Annotated in this window: 16 protein-coding genes; 14 read left to right on the forward strand and 2 right to left on the reverse strand. The window is 57.5% G+C overall.

All coding sequences use genetic code 11. The features are described 5' to 3' along the window. Positions 1 to 16 precede the first annotated feature (16 nt). Positions 17 to 925, reverse strand: coding sequence for an AAA family ATPase (locus QQL78_RS08600; protein WP_284372495.1), 909 nt, complete (start codon positions 923 to 925; stop codon positions 17 to 19). Between the two features lie 230 nt (positions 926 to 1,155). Between QQL78_RS08600 and QQL78_RS08605 the strand changes: the two genes are divergently transcribed. From QQL78_RS08605 to QQL78_RS08645, 9 genes are all read left to right on the forward strand, one after another. Then, positions 1,156 to 2,175 carry a glycosyltransferase family 2 protein gene (locus QQL78_RS08605; protein WP_284375510.1) on the forward strand — a complete coding sequence of 340 codons (1,020 nt, stop codon included), beginning with the start codon at positions 1,156 to 1,158 and terminating at the stop codon, positions 2,173 to 2,175. After that, entirely contained in the window at positions 2,172 to 2,834 is a 663-nt protein-coding gene (locus QQL78_RS08610; RefSeq protein WP_284372496.1) for a sulfotransferase family protein, read from the forward strand. The genes QQL78_RS08605 and QQL78_RS08610 overlap by 4 nt, the downstream gene beginning before the upstream one ends. After that, positions 2,821 to 5,187, forward strand: coding sequence for a glycosyltransferase family 2 protein (locus QQL78_RS08615; protein ID WP_284372497.1), 2,367 nt, complete (start codon positions 2,821 to 2,823; stop codon positions 5,185 to 5,187). The genes QQL78_RS08610 and QQL78_RS08615 overlap by 14 nt, the downstream gene beginning before the upstream one ends. 1 nt (position 5,188) lies before the next feature. Further along, positions 5,189 to 5,881, forward strand: a complete 693-nt coding sequence (locus QQL78_RS08620; RefSeq protein WP_284372498.1) for an FkbM family methyltransferase — start codon at positions 5,189 to 5,191, stop codon at positions 5,879 to 5,881. Beyond that, positions 5,881 to 6,930, forward strand: coding sequence for a glycosyltransferase family 2 protein (locus QQL78_RS08625; protein ID WP_284372499.1), 1,050 nt, complete (start codon positions 5,881 to 5,883; stop codon positions 6,928 to 6,930). The genes QQL78_RS08620 and QQL78_RS08625 overlap by 1 nt, the downstream gene beginning before the upstream one ends. 105 nt (positions 6,931 to 7,035) lie before the next feature. Further along, positions 7,036 to 7,992: a phosphoadenosine phosphosulfate reductase gene (locus QQL78_RS08630; protein WP_284372500.1), complete on the forward strand. Its 957-nt coding sequence runs from the start codon at positions 7,036 to 7,038 to the stop codon at positions 7,990 to 7,992. Between the two features lie 33 nt (positions 7,993 to 8,025). Next, positions 8,026 to 9,060, forward strand: coding sequence for a dihydroorotase (gene pyrC, locus QQL78_RS08635; protein WP_284372501.1), 1,035 nt, complete (start codon positions 8,026 to 8,028; stop codon positions 9,058 to 9,060). Between the two features lie 69 nt (positions 9,061 to 9,129). Next, positions 9,130 to 9,807 carry an orotate phosphoribosyltransferase gene (locus tag QQL78_RS08640; RefSeq protein ID WP_284372503.1) on the forward strand — a complete coding sequence of 226 codons (678 nt, stop codon included), beginning with the start codon at positions 9,130 to 9,132 and terminating at the stop codon, positions 9,805 to 9,807. A 150-nt stretch (positions 9,808 to 9,957) separates the two neighbouring features. Next, on the forward strand, positions 9,958 to 11,454 hold the full coding sequence (locus tag QQL78_RS08645) for a replicative DNA helicase (RefSeq protein WP_284372505.1): 1,497 nt from the start codon (positions 9,958 to 9,960) through the stop codon (positions 11,452 to 11,454). A gap of 143 nt (positions 11,455 to 11,597) precedes the next feature. Here the strand turns inward: QQL78_RS08645 and QQL78_RS08650 are convergent, their stop codons facing one another. After that, positions 11,598 to 12,920: an alpha/beta hydrolase family protein gene (locus QQL78_RS08650; RefSeq protein ID WP_284372507.1), complete on the reverse strand. Its 1,323-nt coding sequence runs from the start codon at positions 12,918 to 12,920 to the stop codon at positions 11,598 to 11,600. Between the two features lie 241 nt (positions 12,921 to 13,161). Between QQL78_RS08650 and alr the strand changes: the two genes are divergently transcribed. From alr to QQL78_RS08675, 5 genes are all read left to right on the forward strand, one after another. Continuing rightward, entirely contained in the window at positions 13,162 to 14,196 is a 1,035-nt protein-coding gene (alr, locus tag QQL78_RS08655; RefSeq protein WP_284372509.1) for an alanine racemase, read from the forward strand. After that, a complete protein-coding gene (locus QQL78_RS08660) occupies positions 14,193 to 14,663 on the forward strand; it encodes a paraquat-inducible protein A (protein ID WP_284372511.1) in 471 nt (156 codons plus the stop codon). The genes alr and QQL78_RS08660 overlap by 4 nt, the downstream gene beginning before the upstream one ends. 126 nt (positions 14,664 to 14,789) lie before the next feature. Then, complete coding sequence (locus QQL78_RS08665; protein WP_284372513.1) at positions 14,790 to 15,572, forward strand: DNA repair protein; 783 nt, start codon at positions 14,790 to 14,792, stop codon at positions 15,570 to 15,572. Positions 15,573 to 15,680: 108 nt separating this feature from the next. Beyond that, complete coding sequence (gene radA / locus QQL78_RS08670; protein WP_284372514.1) at positions 15,681 to 17,048, forward strand: DNA repair protein RadA; 1,368 nt, start codon at positions 15,681 to 15,683, stop codon at positions 17,046 to 17,048. A 30-nt stretch (positions 17,049 to 17,078) separates the two neighbouring features. Continuing rightward, positions 17,079 to 17,633 carry a CvpA family protein gene (locus QQL78_RS08675; protein WP_284372516.1) on the forward strand — a complete coding sequence of 185 codons (555 nt, stop codon included), beginning with the start codon at positions 17,079 to 17,081 and terminating at the stop codon, positions 17,631 to 17,633. The last annotated feature ends 23 nt before the right edge of the window (positions 17,634 to 17,656 follow it).

A 17,656-nucleotide genomic window follows, 5' to 3' on the forward strand; every position in this document is an offset into this window, starting at 1 on the left:
AAGGCCAAAAAGAGGATCATACGGGTTCCAGGCTTGCTTTGGCCTGATCAAGGATGCGTTTGGCTTCAGAACCCTGCAATTTGGCGATATCATCCTGATATTTGAGGATCGCGCCCAGCGTGTCGGCGATGACTTCCGGGCTCAGGTTGATCACATCCAGCGCCAGCAGACATTTCGCCCAGTCGATGGTTTCGGCCACACCGGGCTTCTTGAACAGATCCTCGGTGCGCAGCAGTTGAACAAAGGCGACCACTTCGCGGCTGAGCTTCTCAGCAGCTTCGGGCGCGCGGGCCTGCAATATCTCCATTTCACGGTCGAAATCAGGATAATCCACCCAATGGTAAAGGCAGCGGCGCTTTAATGCGTCATGCACTTCACGGGTGCGGTTGGAGGTCAGGATCACGATGGGTGGCTCTGGGGCATTGATTGTGCCCATTTCCGGAATGGTGACCTGAAAATCGCTGAGTGCCTCCAGCAAAAATGCCTCGAAGGGGGCATCGGTGCGGTCCAGCTCGTCAATCAGCAGAATGGGCGCGCCGTTTTCATCCGGGCGCATCGCCTCAAGCAGCGGGCGTTCGATCAGGTATTTATCGCTGAACAGATCAGCGGTCAGAGCCTCCGTATCTGCCCCGCCCGCCGCTTCAGCAGCGCGGATGGCAACCATCTGTGCCGGAAAGTTCCATTCATAAACCGCAGAGGAGGCATCAAGCCCCTCATAACATTGCAAACGGATCAGTTTGCGGTTCAACCCGGCGGCCAGCGCCTTGGCAATCTCGGTTTTACCGACACCCGCTTCGCCCTCAAGGAACAAGGGCCGCCCCAGTCGCAAACTCAGAAACACCACCGTGCCCAAATCACGCCCGCAGATGTAGCCTTGATCACCCAGCATCTTCTGCACCGCATCGATGCTTGTCATTTCCGTCATTTCATTCTCCCCGATGCGCCAAAGGTGCATTTGCACGTGCCGGGGTCAAGTCATCCGATTTGCCTATTTGTCACGCCGCGCCCTGCCTTTGCTTCCCAGATTGACGTGATTCGGACGGGCTGGCATAGTCTATGAAAATAAATCGAGGTTTCCGGGCATTGATCCCGAAACCCGGAGGCGGATATGAGAACGAGTACAACTTTCCCCCGGACAGCTGGGTGATGGCGGATCTGCGCATCACAGCGGTAACCTGCGTCAAGAACGAAGGGCCTTTCCTGTTGGAATGGATCGCCTTTAACCGCTGCATTGGCGTCACGGATTTCCTTTTCTATTCAAACGATTGCTCGGATGCCACCGACCGGCTGCTGGATAGGCTGGAAACTCATGGGGTGGTTGCACATCTGCCCAACCCCGCGACCAACCGCAATTACCAGATGCAGGCCCTGAAGGCGGCGCGCCGCCACCCTTTGGTGAAACAGGCTGATTGGGTCTGGATTGCGGATGTAGACGAATTTTTGAACATCCATACCGGTGATCACACGATCCCTGCCCTGATTGACGCCTGCCAAAACCCACAGGCGATTTCAGTGACTTTTCAGTTCATGGCCAATAACGGGGTTGAGGATTATGTGGACGCGCCTGTAATCACCCAGTTTCTGCATAGCCACAACCCTGACATCTGGGGCGCAGATACCGCAATTGAAGTGAAATCGCTGGTGCGAAATGATTTCCCAACTGAATATTTCGGCGCGCACCGCCCGTTTCATGATGATGAAAAGGCAAAACCAAAATGGACCGACGGGTCGGGCCGTCAGGTGCCGCCACCATTTCGCAAAGCCGCAGGTAAACGCCGTATCCGGGCGTTTCCGGCACGCGACGCACGCCGCTTTGCCACGCTGAACCATTACGCGCTACGCTCGCTGGACAGCTATCTGGTCAAGAACGACCGCGGTGATGTGAACCGCGAGCACCGCGCCTTTGACGACAGCTATTGGCGCGAACGCAATGATCCCGCCTATTTTGACAACAGCATTCTGCGGTATGAGCCCCCCCTGCGCCGCGAAATGGCACGGTTGATGGCTCTGGAGGGGATCGCCGATCTGCACGCCGAAGCGGTCACCTTGCACAAGGCCAAACGCGACGCATTGCTGGCACAGGACAGCTATCAACAGATGCGCACGCAATTGCGCAACGCCCCCCCCTTTAGCGACGCAGAAACGGCTATTCTCAAGGAGTTGGCCGGCGCATGATCCCAAACCCTATCATCAGTCTGAGCCTGCCCAAATCAGGCACCACAACCCTTGCCACCGCGCTGCGCCGGGCGGGGTTGAACGTCATCGACTGGCGAATCCGTGAAAGCCAGACCTTTCGGGACGACCTCAAGGATCAGTTGATCGCGCCACTGATGTATCAGGATTACTTTGACAGCGGCGACCCGTTGGCGCGGTTCGACGAATTTCATGCAATCACGGAAATGAGCGCGATCAACGGCAAGATGAGCATGTGGCCCCAGACCGACAGCGGCATGTTGGGTGCCATCCTGAGACATCATCCGGGTGCCAAGTTCCTGCTGTCGATGCGCGATCCGGCGGCCGTGGCCAAAAGCATCATGGGCTGGAATAACCTTGGCAAAGCACGGCTGCCGCGCAATGACGTGCCGGGACTGCCACGCCCCTATGGCGGCAATGTCGAGAACCTGACCCAATGGGTCAACGGCCATTATGATTTCTGCGCCCGCTACTTCCGCCGCTCACCCAATTTTCTGGCCTATGAGCTGGAGGAAAAAAACGTCCAACATCGTATCAGTCGCTTCCTCAGTCTGGAATTGCCTTGGTGGGGCAAAGCCAACGAGAATATTCGCCGGGCCGATACGCCGGATGCCGAGAGCGATGAACATGCCCAAACCTGACCTGACACTGCTGATCGGCCCTACCGAAAAATCGGCTATGCGGTTTCGCGCCCTGCTTAAGGAAAAGGCGGGTCCGCTGGCGAAGAAGGGGATTCTCGCCCCCGAATGGAACCATGTGCGCCTTTACACGGCCTGTGCAGAAGCGGATGCCATCAGCATGCTGCGTTACCGGCGCGGGCTGGACAATCCGTTGGTGCAACAGACACTGACTGCGGAATTTATCAGCCGGTTTGAAAAAGAACTGCCGCAAATGGACGGCAAACATGTGGTGATGGCCGCAGCGCAGCTGGGCAACTTGCTAAACGCCCCCAGTGAAATTGCCCGGTTGCATAAGCTGCTTACCCCCTATTTCGATCGCATTCGGATCGTCGCCCATGTTGACGAACAGGCCCGCCTTTTGACGCAACACTACAGCTTTGCCATTCTTGAGGGGCGCCATACCCCACTTGATCAGGAAATCACGCTGGCCGGGCAGAGTGACTGGTGGGCAGGTGCTTTGGCGATGCGCGGCAAGACCGCCCCCCTGTACGGGGTTTTTGACGATATTCATGCGCCACCGTTTTGGCTGGATTACCAAACCCTTCTGAAGACATGGGAGGCGGTGTTTGGCAGCGGCAATGTGACCCTCTGCCCGCTAGATCAGGCGCGGCTCAGCTCGGATGCGGGGATGGATGTGGTCTGTGACGCGCTGGGTATCAAGAACACCTTTGGCAAGTCTGACCCCGACCGCCTGTTCAGAGCGGAGCCGGCCCCCTCTCTGGCCCGGATGCGGCAGATGAACGACATGTTGATCCGCTATGGCAAGGTCCGGGACATGATTATCCCGCGCGACATCTGGACCCAGGTACACAAGAACGTGCGCACAACCGGACAGCCGATTGAGCCGGGCAGCCTTGCTGCGGTGTCGGATCATTTCAAGCCTGGCAATGCTGCATTGATCAAACGCTTTCCCGAGTTGAAAACGGTGCTGCGCCCTGATGCCCCGCTGGCACCATGGCAAGAGGCCGAACCGACAATGGGCTTTCGCGCCAGCCAGTATCTGGCCGCCTTCGCCCACGCCTTGCGCAAGGCCTCCACCTCTGGCGCAGAAAAACGCGCCGAGCTTGAGGCCGCGCAACAGGCCGCAGAAAAATTCGACGGTATTCTGGCGGGTGAAACCCCTGACAAAGCAGAGCGGCAGGCCAACGAACGCCTGTTGAACCGCGTCAAGGTCAACCACCAGATGGTAATGTCCACCCAGTTCAAGCCGCACAACAATCTGGGTGCAGTAAACGAGGAAGAGCTGGCCGCCGCCTATACTGAAATAACACCACGCAAATTGAAGAACGGCAGCAGCGGCAATGTGATTGTCGGCTGTATGAAGAACGAAGCCCCCTATATCATGGAGTGGGTTGCCTATCACCGCGCCATGGGTGTCGATAACTTCCTGATCTACACCAATGATTGCACCGATGGCACCGATGAGGTGCTTGGCCGCTTGATGGAAATGGGCATTCTGGAACACCGCAACAATGACAATTGGAAAGGCAATTCGCCGCAACAACATGCGCTGAACAAATCGCTCAAGGAGCCGCTGATCCAGAACGCAGAGTGGATCGCGCATATTGACGTGGATGAATTCATGAACGTGCGGACCGGCAATGGTACGCTGGAAGATCTTTTTGCCGCGGTGCCCGATGCCACCAATATCGCGATGACATGGCGGTTGTTCGGCCATAACGGGGTGACCCGCCTAAGCGACGATTTTGTGATTGATCAGTTTGACACCTGCGCCCCGAAATACTGCCCCAAACCCCATACTGTCTGGGGCTTTAAAACCATGTTCCGTAACATCGGAGCCTATGCCAAGATCTCCTGCCACCGACCCAACAAACTGGACGAAGCCTTTGAAAACAAGGTGAAATGGGTGAACGGCTCCGGTCAGGATATGACCCGCGACGCCGCCCATAACGGCTGGCGATCCTCGAAGAAGAACGTCGGGTACGACCTTTTGCAACTGAACCACTACGCGTTGCGCAGTGCCGAAAGCTTCCTGATCAAACGCCAGCGGGGCCGCGCCCTGCATGTAGATCGTTCCATTGGGATCAACTATTGGATCCGCATGGACTGGTCCGATTTTCGCGATGTGACCATCAAACGTAATATCCCGCGCCTGCGGGCCGAATATGACCGCCTGATGCAGGACCCCCAGTTGAAACAGGCCCATCAGGACGGGCTTGCATGGCACAAGGCCAAGGCCGCTGAACTGCATGGCAAACCGGAATTTGCCGAGCTCTACAGTCAGGCGCTGGATGTGAAACTGAATGAAACAGAGCGTGTGGCATATGCGCTTTCTCTGGATATGGAGAGCTGACATGGACGGCGAGACACAAAAAAACGACGCGTTCATCATGTCCCGTGGCATGAAATTCCCCCGCCACCCCGAGATCATGCAAGGCAAGATCCGCCGCATGCTGCGCCGCGGTGTCTATGAACGCAAGGAAAGCGAAGCCGCGCTGCGGGTGGTGCGCGCCGGCGATGTGGTTGTCGAACTGGGCGGCGGGATTGGCTATATGTCCACCTTGGTAGCCACCAAACGCAAGATTGAATCCGTACATGTGTTTGAAGCCAATGCCAATCTGATCCCCTATATGAAACAGGTCCACGAGGTGAATGGCGTCACCAACGCCCATGTCACCAACGCGATTCTCGGTCCGCGCAAAGGCAAAGTCGATTTTTACATACGCGAACCAATGCTGGGCTCTTCGATGGAAGTACTGGAAGGCGAAGTTGACCCGCCATCCGTCAAAGTAGACGTGTTGAACGCAAAAACCACCTTCAAGGACATCGGGGCCTCAGTGCTGATCTGCGACATCGAAGGAGCAGAGGTTGATCTGATCCCCTCCATCGACCTGACCGGATTGCGCGCCGCGATCATTGAAACCCATCCGCAATGGATCGGCCCCGAAGGCATCCAAAAGGTGTTTCGGGCTTTCATGGATGCGGGTCTGACCTATTATCACCGCGGCTCTGAGGGCAAGGTGGTTGCCTTCCGCAACCGCTGGTAATGTGCCACCTCGCCATCCTCTGTGTGCGCAATGAAGCAGCTTTTCTTCTGGAATGGCTTGCACATCACCGCGCCACCGGATTTGATGATTTCCTTGTCTTTTCAAACGACTGTGATGATGGCACTGATCTGATGCTGGACCGTTTGGCGGAAATGGGCCTGTTGACCCACATCCGCAACACAGGTCCTTATGACAAGGGCGGCATTCAGTTTACGGCGCTGAAAGCAGCAGCCAAAACGGCGCAGGTCAAACAGGCCGACTGGATTTTACCGCTGGATGTGGATGAGTTTGTAAACATTCATACTGGCGATCATACCTTGACCGCCCTGCACGCCGCCCTGCCCGATGTCAGCGCCATCACCCTGACGTGGCGGTTGTTCGGCACTTCGGGGCATGCGCATTATCACGATACACCTGTTTTGGACACATTCTCCCAATGTGCCCCCGTAGTGATGCATTGGCCTTGGCGGGCTGCGATGTTCAAAACCCTGTACCGCAATGATGGCACCTATCGAAAACCCGGTGTCCACCGCCCGCGCGACCCGGATAAAACACGGCTGGCAGCGGCCCATTGGGTTGATGGCAGCGGACGCCCCCTGCCCGAGGCGTTCAAGACCAAGCGGATCTTTTCGGATTATGGGCGCGACAACTACGAACTGGTGCAGTTGAACCATTATCCCTTGGGCGCCATGGAATCCTATGTGGTGAAGGCGGATCGCGGCCGTGCGGTACATGCGGATGACCGGCTGGGGCTCGATTACTTCGTGGAACGCAATTTCAACACCGATACCGACACCACCGTCAGTGCCCTTGCCCCGCAACGCGCCGCCGAACTGGAAAGACTGAAAGCCGATCCGCGCCTCGCCACCCTGCACGCCCAAGCCGTGCAATGGCGCAAGAACCGTTTTACACAACTGCTGCAACAGGAACCTTATCGTGCCCTTTTCGGGCGCCTTCTGATGACGCCGCCAACCCAGCCCCTCAGCCAGAAAACCGCGCAATTCCTGACCCATCACGCCCGACTGGCCCATCACAACGCCGGAGAATAGCACCGTTTAGGCGCGTATTTACCAAATTTCTGCCGCATTACACTGGTAGTTCTGCATCCAAATCGCACATCTAAACAAGCGATACGTGGATTTGAGGACGCGGCAATGACAGATGAAACGCCAACACTAGAGACTTCCTTGCTCGACCTGCCCCGGCGGGAATGGCTGGCTGCTGTTGAAGAGATCGTCGACGAAGACGGTTATCTCGAACCGCTTGGCCGCCGTCATCACGCGATATTTATCGAAAAGGGCAGCACTCTTCTGGTCACCTTTGAGACCTTGCAAGGCATGCATGCGCTGTCGGATATGGGCCAGCCTTTGGGCTGGGAAATGCTGCGCGATCATGATTGGTCGCACCTGTGTCTGGCAAGCAATGGCGACACCTGGTTTCGGGACAAATCGGTCTATGGATATTTCGACCGGCTGATCGATGACGGCTTTTTTGACGAATTCGACACAGTAGTGTTTTACGGTGCCGGTCCCTGCGCCTATGCGGCGGCGGCTTTCTCTGTCGCCTCGCCCGGCGCGCGGGTGCTGGCCATTCAGCCGCAGGCCACGCTTGATCCCCGTGTGACCGAATGGGACGACCGCTTTACCGACATGAGGGCTCAGGATTTCACCACGCGCTATGGCTACGCGCCAGAAATGCTGGACGCGGCCGAACATGCCTATGTCATCTATGACCCGCGCGAACAGCTGGACGCGATGCATGCCGCCCTGTTCACCCGTCCCAATGTTGATAAATTCCGCATGCGTTTTATGGGCAATGCCCTGCAAACCGATCTGTTGGAAATGGGAACCTGGGCACCCCTGTTGCAAGCCGTGGCAACAGATCAGTTGAACACTGCGTTTTTCGCCGAACTTTACCGCGCCCGCCGCGACTACCGCCCCTATCTGCGCAATCTGCTGGACAGTTTCGAAGCTGAGGGTCGCACCGAGCTGGTTGAAATGCTTTGTGCCAATGTATCAGAGCGCATGCGCGCGCCCCGGTTCAGGATTACCCTGCGCAAAATTCAGGAAGCCCGCAACGCCGCGGCAGATGACAGCGCAGATCAGGACTAGTCCTGCGCAGGCAGCTGTGCTACCGCCGCACCCATGACAAAAACACTGACGATCCGCCGTCCTGACGACTGGCACCTGCATCTGCGCGACGGCGATATGCTGCGCGCGGTTTTGCCTCACACCTCCGCCCATTTCGCCCGTGCGATCATCATGCCAAATCTGGTGCCGCCTGTGGTGACCATGGCGGATGCCAGCGCATATCGCGACCGGATTGTCGCGGCCCTGCCCGAGGGCAGCGGTTTTACCCCGCTGATGACCCTCTATCTGACAGAGAACACCGACCCCGCAGATGTGGCAGCTGCCCATGCCGCCGGACTGATCCATGCGGTGAAACTCTACCCGGCGGGGGCAACGACCAATTCCGCCAGCGGCGTGTCCAACTTTGACAATGTCGCACAAACCCTTGAAAAAATGGCAGAGATCGGCCTGCCGCTGTGCACCCATGGCGAAGTCACCGATGCAGATGTCGATATCTTTGACCGCGAAGCTGTGTTTATCGACCGCGTGTTGGACCCGATCCGCCGGAAACACCCCGATTTGCGGGTGATCATGGAACATATAACCACCGCCGACGCTGTCGATTATGTGAAATCACAGCCCCAAAATCTGGCCGCGACCATCACCACGCATCATCTGGTGATCAACCGCAACCATATCCTCGCCGGAGGGATCAAGCCGCATTATTATTGCCTGCCAGTCGCCAAACGCGAGGCCCACCGCCTTGCCCTGCGCGCCGCCGCCACCTCCGGCGATGCGCGGTTTTTCCTTGGCACCGATTCCGCTCCGCATACCGACGCCAACAAACTGCTGCCCTGTGGCTGCGCGGGGTGTTTCACCGCGACGAACACCATGTCGATCCTTGCCGAGGTCTTTGAACAGGACGGCGCACTGGAACATCTTGAGGCTTTCACCAGCCGCAATGGTCCCACTTATTACCGCCTGCCGGTGAATGAGGACACCCTCACCCTGACGCGGCAAGCGCCTGATTATCCAACGCATATCGACACGCCAGACGGTCCTGTCACCGTCTTTGACCCCGATATGCCCCTGAACTGGTCTATTTCGTAACTGGGCCGTTTTCTTTCAGGAAAACTGCCCAAGGCTTTTGCAAAAGCCTTCACCACCCGGAGAACATGCATGATCCCTTCCAGCTACCCTGACGCCGCCGAAATGGCCCGCCTTACCGCCCGCATGCTGCTGGAGATCAAAGCGGTCAACTTCAACTCCAAAGACCCGTTTACCCTGTCTTCCGGCCTGCCCAGCCCGACCTATGTGGATTGCCGCAAGCTGATCAGCTATCCGCGTATCCGCAGCACATTGATGGATTTCCTGACCGTCACTGTGATGCGTAACGCCGGTTTTGAAGCCTTTGACAACATTGCAGGTGGCGAAACCGCTGGCATCCCTTTTGCCGCTTTGGTCGCGGAACGCATGGCCCTGCCGATGACCTATGTGCGCAAAAAGCCCAAGGGCTACGGTAAAAACGCCCGCATCGAAGGGGATATGACCGAGGGCCAGCGTGTGCTGCTGGTGGAGGATCTGACCACCGACGGCGGTTCTAAACTTAGCTTTGTGGATGCGATCCGCGACACCGGTGCTACCTGCGCCCATACCGCCGTGATCTTTTACTACGGCATCTTCCCGCAGACGGAAAAGACGCTGGGCGATCACGGTGTTGCACTGCACAGCCTTTGCACATGGTGGGATGTTCTGGCCGAAGCCAAGGCGCAGGGTTCCTTTGACACCGCCACCCTGAACGAGGTCGAAGCCTTCCTGAATGCCCCGAGGGAATGGCAGGACGCTCATAAAAAATAGCACCTTGTGACCACCCCATGTTGACGCGAGCAGCTACAATCATGCAATATGTTGTAGCTGTCGCGGGTTTTGCGGCTTATCCACAAAACATACAATTTGCGCCTCAGCACCGCGCGCTTTAAACGATGCCGTGGGAAAACGGGTGAACCAATGAACGAAATCACGTCACTGAACGCGAATGATATTGCCGTGCAGGCACCGGAAACGATGCCGCACTCCATCGAGGCCGAGCAGCAGCTTCTGGGCGCAATCCTGACCAACAACGACATCTATGACCGCATTGCCGCGATCATTGGCCCCAAGCACTTCTACGATCCCGTGCATGCCCGCATTTTTGACATCGCATCGCAACGCATTGCCAAGAACAACCTTGCCTCTCCTGTGACGCTGAAGGCGTTTATGGAAGACGACGAGGGGCTCAAGGAGTTGGGTGGCCCGGCCTACCTTGCCCGCCTGGCCGGGGCGGCGATTTCCGCCTTTGCCGCACGGGACTATGCGCAGATGATCTATGATCTGGCGGTGCGCCGTGATCTGATCCAGCTGGGCCGCGATATTTCGGCCAAGGCGGCGCAGGTTGACGTGTCTTCCGAGCCCCGCGAACAAATCGTCGAAGCCGAACAAGAGCTGTACAAGATGGCAGAGCAAGGCCAGACAGAAAGCGGTTTTCAAAGTTTTCTCAAGGCAGTAACCGACGCTGTTAATGTGGCCAACACGGCTTATCAACGTGATGGTGGGCTGTCTGGTGTTTCTACCGGGCTGATCGACATGGATGGCAAACTGGGCGGTTTGCACAGGTCTGACTTGCTGATCCTCGCGGGTCGTCCCTCAATGGGGAAAACCTCGCTTGCGACAAACATCGCCTTTAACGTTGCCAAAGCCTACAAACGTGGGCGGCTTGCGGATGGCTCTGAAGGGGCCGTCGAGGGCGGGGTTGTCGGGTTCTACTCGCTGGAAATGAGCGCCGAACAGCTGGCCGCGCGTATCCTTTCGGAAGCTGCCGAAATCCCGTCACATCAGATCCGGTCGGGCGATATGTCCGAAACCGAATTCCGCCGCTTTGTTGATGCAGCCAAGGCGTTAGAAGCCTGCCCACTTTATATTGATGACACGCCTGCCCTGCCAATCAGCCAATTGGCCGCCCGTGCGCGGCGTCTGAAACGGACCCACGGGTTGGATGTGTTGATCGTAGACTATCTGCAACTGGTGCGCGGCACCGGCAAATCTGACAACCGGGTAAACGAGATTTCCGAAATTACCATGGGTCTGAAAGCCATCGCCAAGGAGCTGGACATCCCTGTCATCGCCCTGTCCCAGCTGTCACGCCAGGTGGAAAACCGCGAGGACAAGCGCCCGCAGCTGTCGGACCTGCGTGAATCGGGATCGATTGAGCAGGACGCGGATGTGGTGATGTTCGTGTTCCGCGAGGAATATTATAAGGAACGGGAAAAACCCGGTGATCACGATCTGGAGGCGATGGCCCGCTGGCAAGAAGAAATGGAACGCCTGCATGGCCGCGCCGAGGTGGTCATCGGCAAGCAGCGTCACGGCCCCATCGGCACTGTTGAGCTGAGTTTCGAAGGCCGGTTCACCCGCTTTGGCAATCTTGCCAAGCCGTGGCAGCAAGGCGGCGGCGAGCAGGAATTCTAACCACAGGTTGATTTTCTCCACAGGACAAAAAACAACCTCTGCCCAGACCGGGCAGAGGTTTTGCTTTGGAAAGCCATGGTATCTCATGGATTTGCGTCGCACAGCTCACCTTACTGAAAAGAGACCGTGCAAAGGGCGTGAAATCAGTCCACCGACTTAACCTCATAGCGCAGGCCAATTGCCGTGCCTTCAGCAAAGCCTTTCCAAGCAGTGTGGTCTTCTTTGGGTGTGCCATCCTCATTCATTGACCAGACACCATCGTTGGAGTTTTCGATCAACTCCAGATAGGCCCCTTTGTCGGCATCCGCTTTCAACCCGCGATCCAGCCAGGCGGTCACAAAATGCTGTGCGATATTGTTCATGCGCACCGTGTCCCAAACCGGGTCTGTATAGTGGGACGAGATATCAAACCCCTTGTCTTCGTTGAAATAGAAGCTTTCGGCAGGGGCAGGCATCGGGGCCGCCGTGTTGTGACCACCGTTTTCAAAGGTCAACAGCGCATGCGGTAGCGCAGATGCGTTTTCCCAGATCGCGCGCACCCCTTTTTCATAGAGCGATACGGAATCCTGTGATCCTGCGATAAACAACATCGGGATGCCGACACCGGCCAGCCCCTTGGCGTCCCAGAACCCCGTGTTCATCCCCCAGGGACCAAAGGCAACGGCAGTTTTGATCCGCGGGTCCGGCAATGCCTTATGGGTTTCGCTGCCGGCCTGATGGATGCCCAATGTACCATGCGGTCCCCCCCAGGGATAGGCAACAGAGGCCTCGGTCACACCGCCACCTGCCGTGATGATTGCACCATAACCGCCCATGGAATAGCCGATCAGCCCAGTGTTATCCGCGTCATATAACCCAGCGAACTCACCACCATCCGCGGCCAGCTTTGCCATTTCCTCCAGCACAAACAACTGGTCCAGCGAACGGTTCACCAGCGTAGAACCAAAGGCCGCCTGCGTGCGATAGGTGCTGTCAGTGTGATCAATCGAGGCCACAACATACCCTTTTGAAGCGATGTTTTCCGCCAGATGCGACAGCAGGAAGCGGTTACCGGGATAGCCATGGCTGATCAGCACCAGCGGATAGCCCGCCGCCTCTGCCGGGGTGGCATCGCGCATGGCGCGGCCTGTCAGGGAAACCTCGGTGGTGCCATCGCGCAGATAGGCCTTGAATGTGGTGTCCCCCGACGCGCCTTCAGCCGCAGGGTACCACATTTCCACTGTCAACGGACGGTCATAGGTCGGCAGCTCTGCCGGTTTATCCGCTGCGGGATCAATGGACAGAATGTCGATCTGACCGGGATTCACCATTTCCAACTGGCGCACCCCAACCGGCAGCGCCCCATAGGCGGCCAGTTCAGGGGCGGTGGGCAATTGGGTATCAATGCGGTTTTCAGCAAGGCCCGCGGTTGCAGAAAGGCCAAGCGCCACGGCAAGCGGTGCCCTCTTCAAAGATGTCTTCAGCATGTTTTCCTCCTCAGGTTGGCCGCAGCCTTGCGCGGGGATCACCTCAGGGCAAGCATCCTTTCGGTGACGTTACATCACATCAGCTCTATCGGCGTCGCAGGCATTTTGGCGGCGCGGCATGGCTGCCTTGCACAGAACACTTGGGCCTGCTTGTCCCTTTTGCGTGATTTGGGTAAGCCTTGCACAGGTTTGGCCCCGCCCCGAGCCTGCCCGTTACCAACTGCCACAGGACCTTTGCACAATGACAACCGCGACCCTGACGATCGACCTGACGGCGATCGCCGCCAATTGGCAAGCCCTCAACAAGCTGACCAACTGCGAAACCGCCGCTGTCATCAAGGCAGATGCTTACGGACTGGGCATCGCCAAGGTTGGTCCGGCATTGGCCAAGGCGGGCGCGCGCGGGTTCTTTGTGGCTGCCGCCGAAGAAGGTGTGGCCCTGCGCCGCGTCCTTGGGGCCGGTCCTGACATCTGTGTCTTTTCGGGCCATATGGCCGGGGATTCGGACATGATCCGCTCTGCCAACCTGACTCCGATGATCAACTCGGTCGATCAATTGCTGACCCATGTGGAAGCCTTGCCGGGCCATCCTTTTGGCATTCAGCTTGATACCGGCATGAACCGTCTGGGAATGGAGCCCGGCGAATGGTCCGCCGTGCGCGAGATAGCAGTGGCCCAGCAGCCGGTGTTGATCATGTCCCATCTGGCCTGTGCCGATGAACCTGATCATGTGATGAACCAGATGCAGCTGGATAGTTTTATCGAGATGACACAGGGGCTTGATGTGCCCCGGTCGCTTGCGGCGACGGGGGGGATACTTCTGGGGGAAAAATACCATTTTGACGTCACCCGCCCCGGTGTCGGGCTTTATGGTGGATTGCCGTTCATTGATGCCACGCCGGTGGTGGCGCTGGACATTCCGGTGATCCAAATCCGTGATGTGGCAGCGGGCGAAAGTGTCGGATATGGCAACGCCTTTGTTGCCATATCCGAAACCCGAGTGGCGACAATTGCAGCGGGCTATGCAGATGGGCTGATCCGCGCCATGGGGAACGGGGCGACATTGACCTTTGACGGACAACCCGTGCCGATCATCGGGCGGGTCTCCATGGATATGATCACCGTCGACATCAGCCGCCTGTCGCAAGTCCCCGAACATCTGCAACTGATCGGACTACATCAATCTGTCGACACCGTGGCAGGGTTTGCCGGAACCATCGGTTATGAAATTCTCACTTCGCTGGGCGCACGCCATGATCGCGTGTATCTGACGTGAGCCGCGCCGGCCCGGCAGTTGTTCTCCTGAACCTAAGCCTGCTGGTGCTCTACCCGATTGCATGGTGGGCCCCTTTGATGCGCGCAGGGTTGTTGCCACTGTTCTCACTTAGCGAAATCTCTGTGCTGACCGGGCTGCAATCACTATGGTCCTCGGACATCTTTCTGGCGCTGGTTGTCACCCTGTTTGCGCTTTTTGCACCCTATCTGAAAACCATCGCGTTGACGCTGGTGCATTTCGAGTTGCTAAAGCCCGCCGCCCTGCCCGTCCTTCAGGTTCTGGGTAAGCTAGCGATGGCAGATGTCTTTCTGATCGCCCTCTATATCACCCTGTCCAGAGGCATCGGATTGGGCCGCATTGAGGTCGCTTGGGGGCTGTATCTGTTCACGGCCTGCATTCTGGCCTCGCTCTGGATCAGCTGGAAAACGCAACAATCCCAAGAGACCACACCGATTGACGAAGAATAGGAAACGCGCCGCAGCCAGAATGTGATATTTGTAGCAAGTTTTCGTGATTTACGCCCTTTTTTCGACTTTTTTTATGCAAAATCTTCGTTTTGGGCATAAACTTGCCGATAGATGCTTCCGGGGGGAATGTCTTTGTCTACGGTTCGCGCGATTGCGTATTTTATCCAGTTCATGATGCAACGTCTTGCATTTCTCGTTTTTGTGCTCGGCGCATTGGCCCTTCTTGTGGCCAGCGCCATGGCGGCTTTGGGGTTTTGGTCCTGGATTGATCTCCCGCTGCAATATCGGGGACAGCCGGTGGAAAACGCCGGGATGTACGTGCAGATTGGTCTGACCCTTTTGGCCACCGGGCTGTGTTTCTTTCTGCCGTCCAACCGCCGTATCATGACCTTGGAAAACTCTCACCGTCAGTTTTCAATCGGGATGCAGGATGTCGCCCGGGCCTATGCTGCCGTGCATGCGGCGGATCGCGCGGAAACCTTCCGGCTGAGTTCGGAGTTTGACGCGGTGCGCGAGCGGCTGGCCTATCTGCGCGACCATCCTGATCTTTCCACGCTTGAACCGGCCTTGTTGGAAGTTGCCGCCCAGATGAGCCACCTCAGCCGTGAGTTGGCTGAAGTCTACTCAGATGAAAAAATCGCCCGCGCCCGCAGTTTTCTGAAAGAACGCCAGCAGGAAATCGCCCTGTTCAACACCCGGCTTGATCAGGCCAAGGCTATCACCACGGACCTCAAACACTGGGTGCATGAAGTCGAGCTGGAAGAAAGCGTAGCCGTGGCGCAGCTGGACCGGCTGCGCGCCGAAATGCAGGAGATCCTGCCGGAACTGGGCCTGGAAAGCCGACTGAAATCGGATCAGACCGCGCTGGACAATACAGTGGTGGGTTTGCAGCCCAAGGCGGCAGAGTAACATAGCAGAAACTTTCTGAGTTTCTGACCGCTTTCCCCCAAAGAAAGCAGCGTCGCCTGTGCTGCTTTTCCCTTTGACGCCCCCCGCCCGCTGGGCCACAACAGCGCCATGGCAAAACCCGTCAAGACATTCTCCTGCACCGCTTGTGGTGCCAGTTTCACCAAATGGTCCGGCCGTTGTGACGGCTGTGGCGATTGGAACACCATTCAGGAAGACAAGGGCATCTCTGCCGGTCCACCCAGCAAATCACTGGGGGCACGGCGGGGATCTGCAGTACAGCTGACCGACCTTTCCACCGAGGAGGCCCCGCCCCCGCGCAGCCACTCCGGCATTACCGAACTGGATCGGGTGCTGGGTGGAGGGCTTGTTCCCGCCTCTGCAATCCTTGTGGGCGGCGATCCTGGAATCGGGAAATCCACACTTCTGTTACAGGCCGCCGCACATTTTGCCAAAGCCGGTTTGAAAACCATCTATGTCTCGGGTGAAGAGGCCTCAGCGCAGGTGCGCATGCGCGCGCAGCGGCTTGGCCTGTCGGACGCCCCAGTGCAACTGGCCGCCGAAACCAATCTGCGCGACATCCTGACCACACTGGACAAGAAACGCCCGCAGCTGGCGATCATCGATTCGATCCAGACCATGTGGGCAGATAACGTTGAAAGCGCCCCCGGTTCCGTCTCTCAGGTGCGCGCCGCCAGCCATGAATTGACCGCCTTCGCCAAACGCACCGGTACTTCGGTGGTCCTTGTTGGCCATGTCACCAAGGAAGGTGCCATCGCCGGGCCAAGGGTTGTCGAACATATGGTCGACACAGTGCTATATTTTGAAGGTGAGCGCGGCCATCAGTTCCGCATCCTGCGTTCAGTGAAAAACCGCTTTGGCCCTGCGGATGAAATTGGCGTGTTTGAAATGACCGGTAAAGGTCTGGCCGAAGTGACCAACCCCTCTGCCCTGTTCCTGTCTGAACGCGGCCAGCCCGCCGCCGGATCTGTGGTATTTGCCGGGATCGAAGGCACCCGGCCTGTGCTGGTCGAATTACAAGCACTTGTTGCCCCTTCGCCCCATTCACAGGCGCGACGCACGGTGGTTGGCTGGGATTCGGGCCGCCTTGCGATGATTTTGGCCGTGCTTGAGGCGCGGTGTGGCATCCCTTTTGCCGGGCTTGATGTCTATCTGAACGTGGCCGGTGGCATGAAAATCTCGGAACCTGCCGCCGATCTTGCGGTCGCCGCTGCTTTACTCAGTGCCCGCGAAGATGCGGCTTTGCCCGCAGAAACGGTGGTTTTTGGTGAAATCAGCCTGTCTGGTGCCCTAAGACCGGCCACCCAGACCGAAAATAGGTTGAAAGAAGCGCAAAAACTTGGTTTTACCAGCGCTATCGCGCCTGCAGGTGGCAAAACCGCAGCTGCGTCCGGCATATCGCTGAATACAATGAGCGATCTGACCGGGTTTGTTGGTGAAATTTTCGGCGCGGGATAACGCGTCACTCGGGTAAAAGGCAGGAAAAAGATGGAAGGTTTTACGATTATTGACGGCGTGGTGGCGCTGGTCATCATCCTTTCTGCCCTGCTGGCCTATGGCCGTGGCCTTGTCCGCGAAGGCATGGCGATTGTGGGCTGGGTTGCCGCCGCGATCCTCGCCTTTCTGTTTGCCCCGCGTGTCGAACCCTTGGTGCGCGAACTCCCTGTGGTTGGTGAATTTCTGGCCGACAGCTGCGAATTGTCGATCATCGGTGCCTTCGCCATCGTCTTTGCCATCGCGTTGATTGTGGTCTCTTTGTTCACCCCGCTGTTTTCATCCCTTGTGCAGCGTTCGGTGTTCGGCGGGCTGGATCAAGGTCTTGGATTTATCTTCGGGGTGGCGCGTGGCGTATTGCTGGTGGCCATTGCCTTCTTTGTCTACAAAACCGTGATCACCGGCCAACAATTTACCATTGTTGACGAAAGCCGCTCTGCCGTGGTGTTTTCACGCTTCACCGGCCAGATCGAAGAACAAAACCCCGAAGCGGCCCTGGGTTGGATCACCACCCGCTACGAAGCACTTGTCGGGGCCTGCGGCGAGTAACCCACAGGACGCAAAACCTTTCC

The sequence above is a fragment of the Sulfitobacter pacificus genome (assembly GCF_030159975.1).
Taxonomy (GTDB): Bacteria; Pseudomonadota; Alphaproteobacteria; order Rhodobacterales; family Rhodobacteraceae; genus Sulfitobacter; species Sulfitobacter pacificus.

What these genes read in the sequence shown, in the direction of transcription:
- QQL78_RS08600 (WP_284372495.1), bottom strand. Translation starts at nt 925, where the DNA reads ATGACGGAAATGACAAGCATCGATGCGGTGCAGAAGATGCTGGGTGAT.
- QQL78_RS08615 (WP_284372497.1), top strand. Translation starts at nt 2,821, where the DNA reads ATGCCCAAACCTGACCTGACACTGCTGATCGGCCCTACCGAAAAATCG.
- QQL78_RS08620 (WP_284372498.1), top strand. Translation starts at nt 5,189, where the DNA reads ATGGACGGCGAGACACAAAAAAACGACGCGTTCATCATGTCCCGTGGC.
- QQL78_RS08665 (WP_284372513.1), top strand. Translation starts at nt 14,790, where the DNA reads ATGTCTTTGTCTACGGTTCGCGCGATTGCGTATTTTATCCAGTTCATG.
- QQL78_RS08640 (WP_284372503.1), top strand. Translation starts at nt 9,130, where the DNA reads ATGATCCCTTCCAGCTACCCTGACGCCGCCGAAATGGCCCGCCTTACC.
- QQL78_RS08650 (WP_284372507.1), bottom strand. Translation starts at nt 12,920, where the DNA reads ATGCTGAAGACATCTTTGAAGAGGGCACCGCTTGCCGTGGCGCTTGGC.
- QQL78_RS08675 (WP_284372516.1), top strand. Translation starts at nt 17,079, where the DNA reads ATGGAAGGTTTTACGATTATTGACGGCGTGGTGGCGCTGGTCATCATC.
- alr (WP_284372509.1), top strand. Translation starts at nt 13,162, where the DNA reads ATGACAACCGCGACCCTGACGATCGACCTGACGGCGATCGCCGCCAAT.
- QQL78_RS08625 (WP_284372499.1), top strand. Translation starts at nt 5,881, where the DNA reads ATGTGCCACCTCGCCATCCTCTGTGTGCGCAATGAAGCAGCTTTTCTT.
- pyrC (WP_284372501.1), top strand. Translation starts at nt 8,026, where the DNA reads ATGACAAAAACACTGACGATCCGCCGTCCTGACGACTGGCACCTGCAT.
- QQL78_RS08645 (WP_284372505.1), top strand. Translation starts at nt 9,958, where the DNA reads ATGAACGAAATCACGTCACTGAACGCGAATGATATTGCCGTGCAGGCA.
- QQL78_RS08630 (WP_284372500.1), top strand. Translation starts at nt 7,036, where the DNA reads ATGACAGATGAAACGCCAACACTAGAGACTTCCTTGCTCGACCTGCCC.
- radA (WP_284372514.1), top strand. Translation starts at nt 15,681, where the DNA reads ATGGCAAAACCCGTCAAGACATTCTCCTGCACCGCTTGTGGTGCCAGT.
- QQL78_RS08610 (WP_284372496.1), top strand. Translation starts at nt 2,172, where the DNA reads ATGATCCCAAACCCTATCATCAGTCTGAGCCTGCCCAAATCAGGCACC.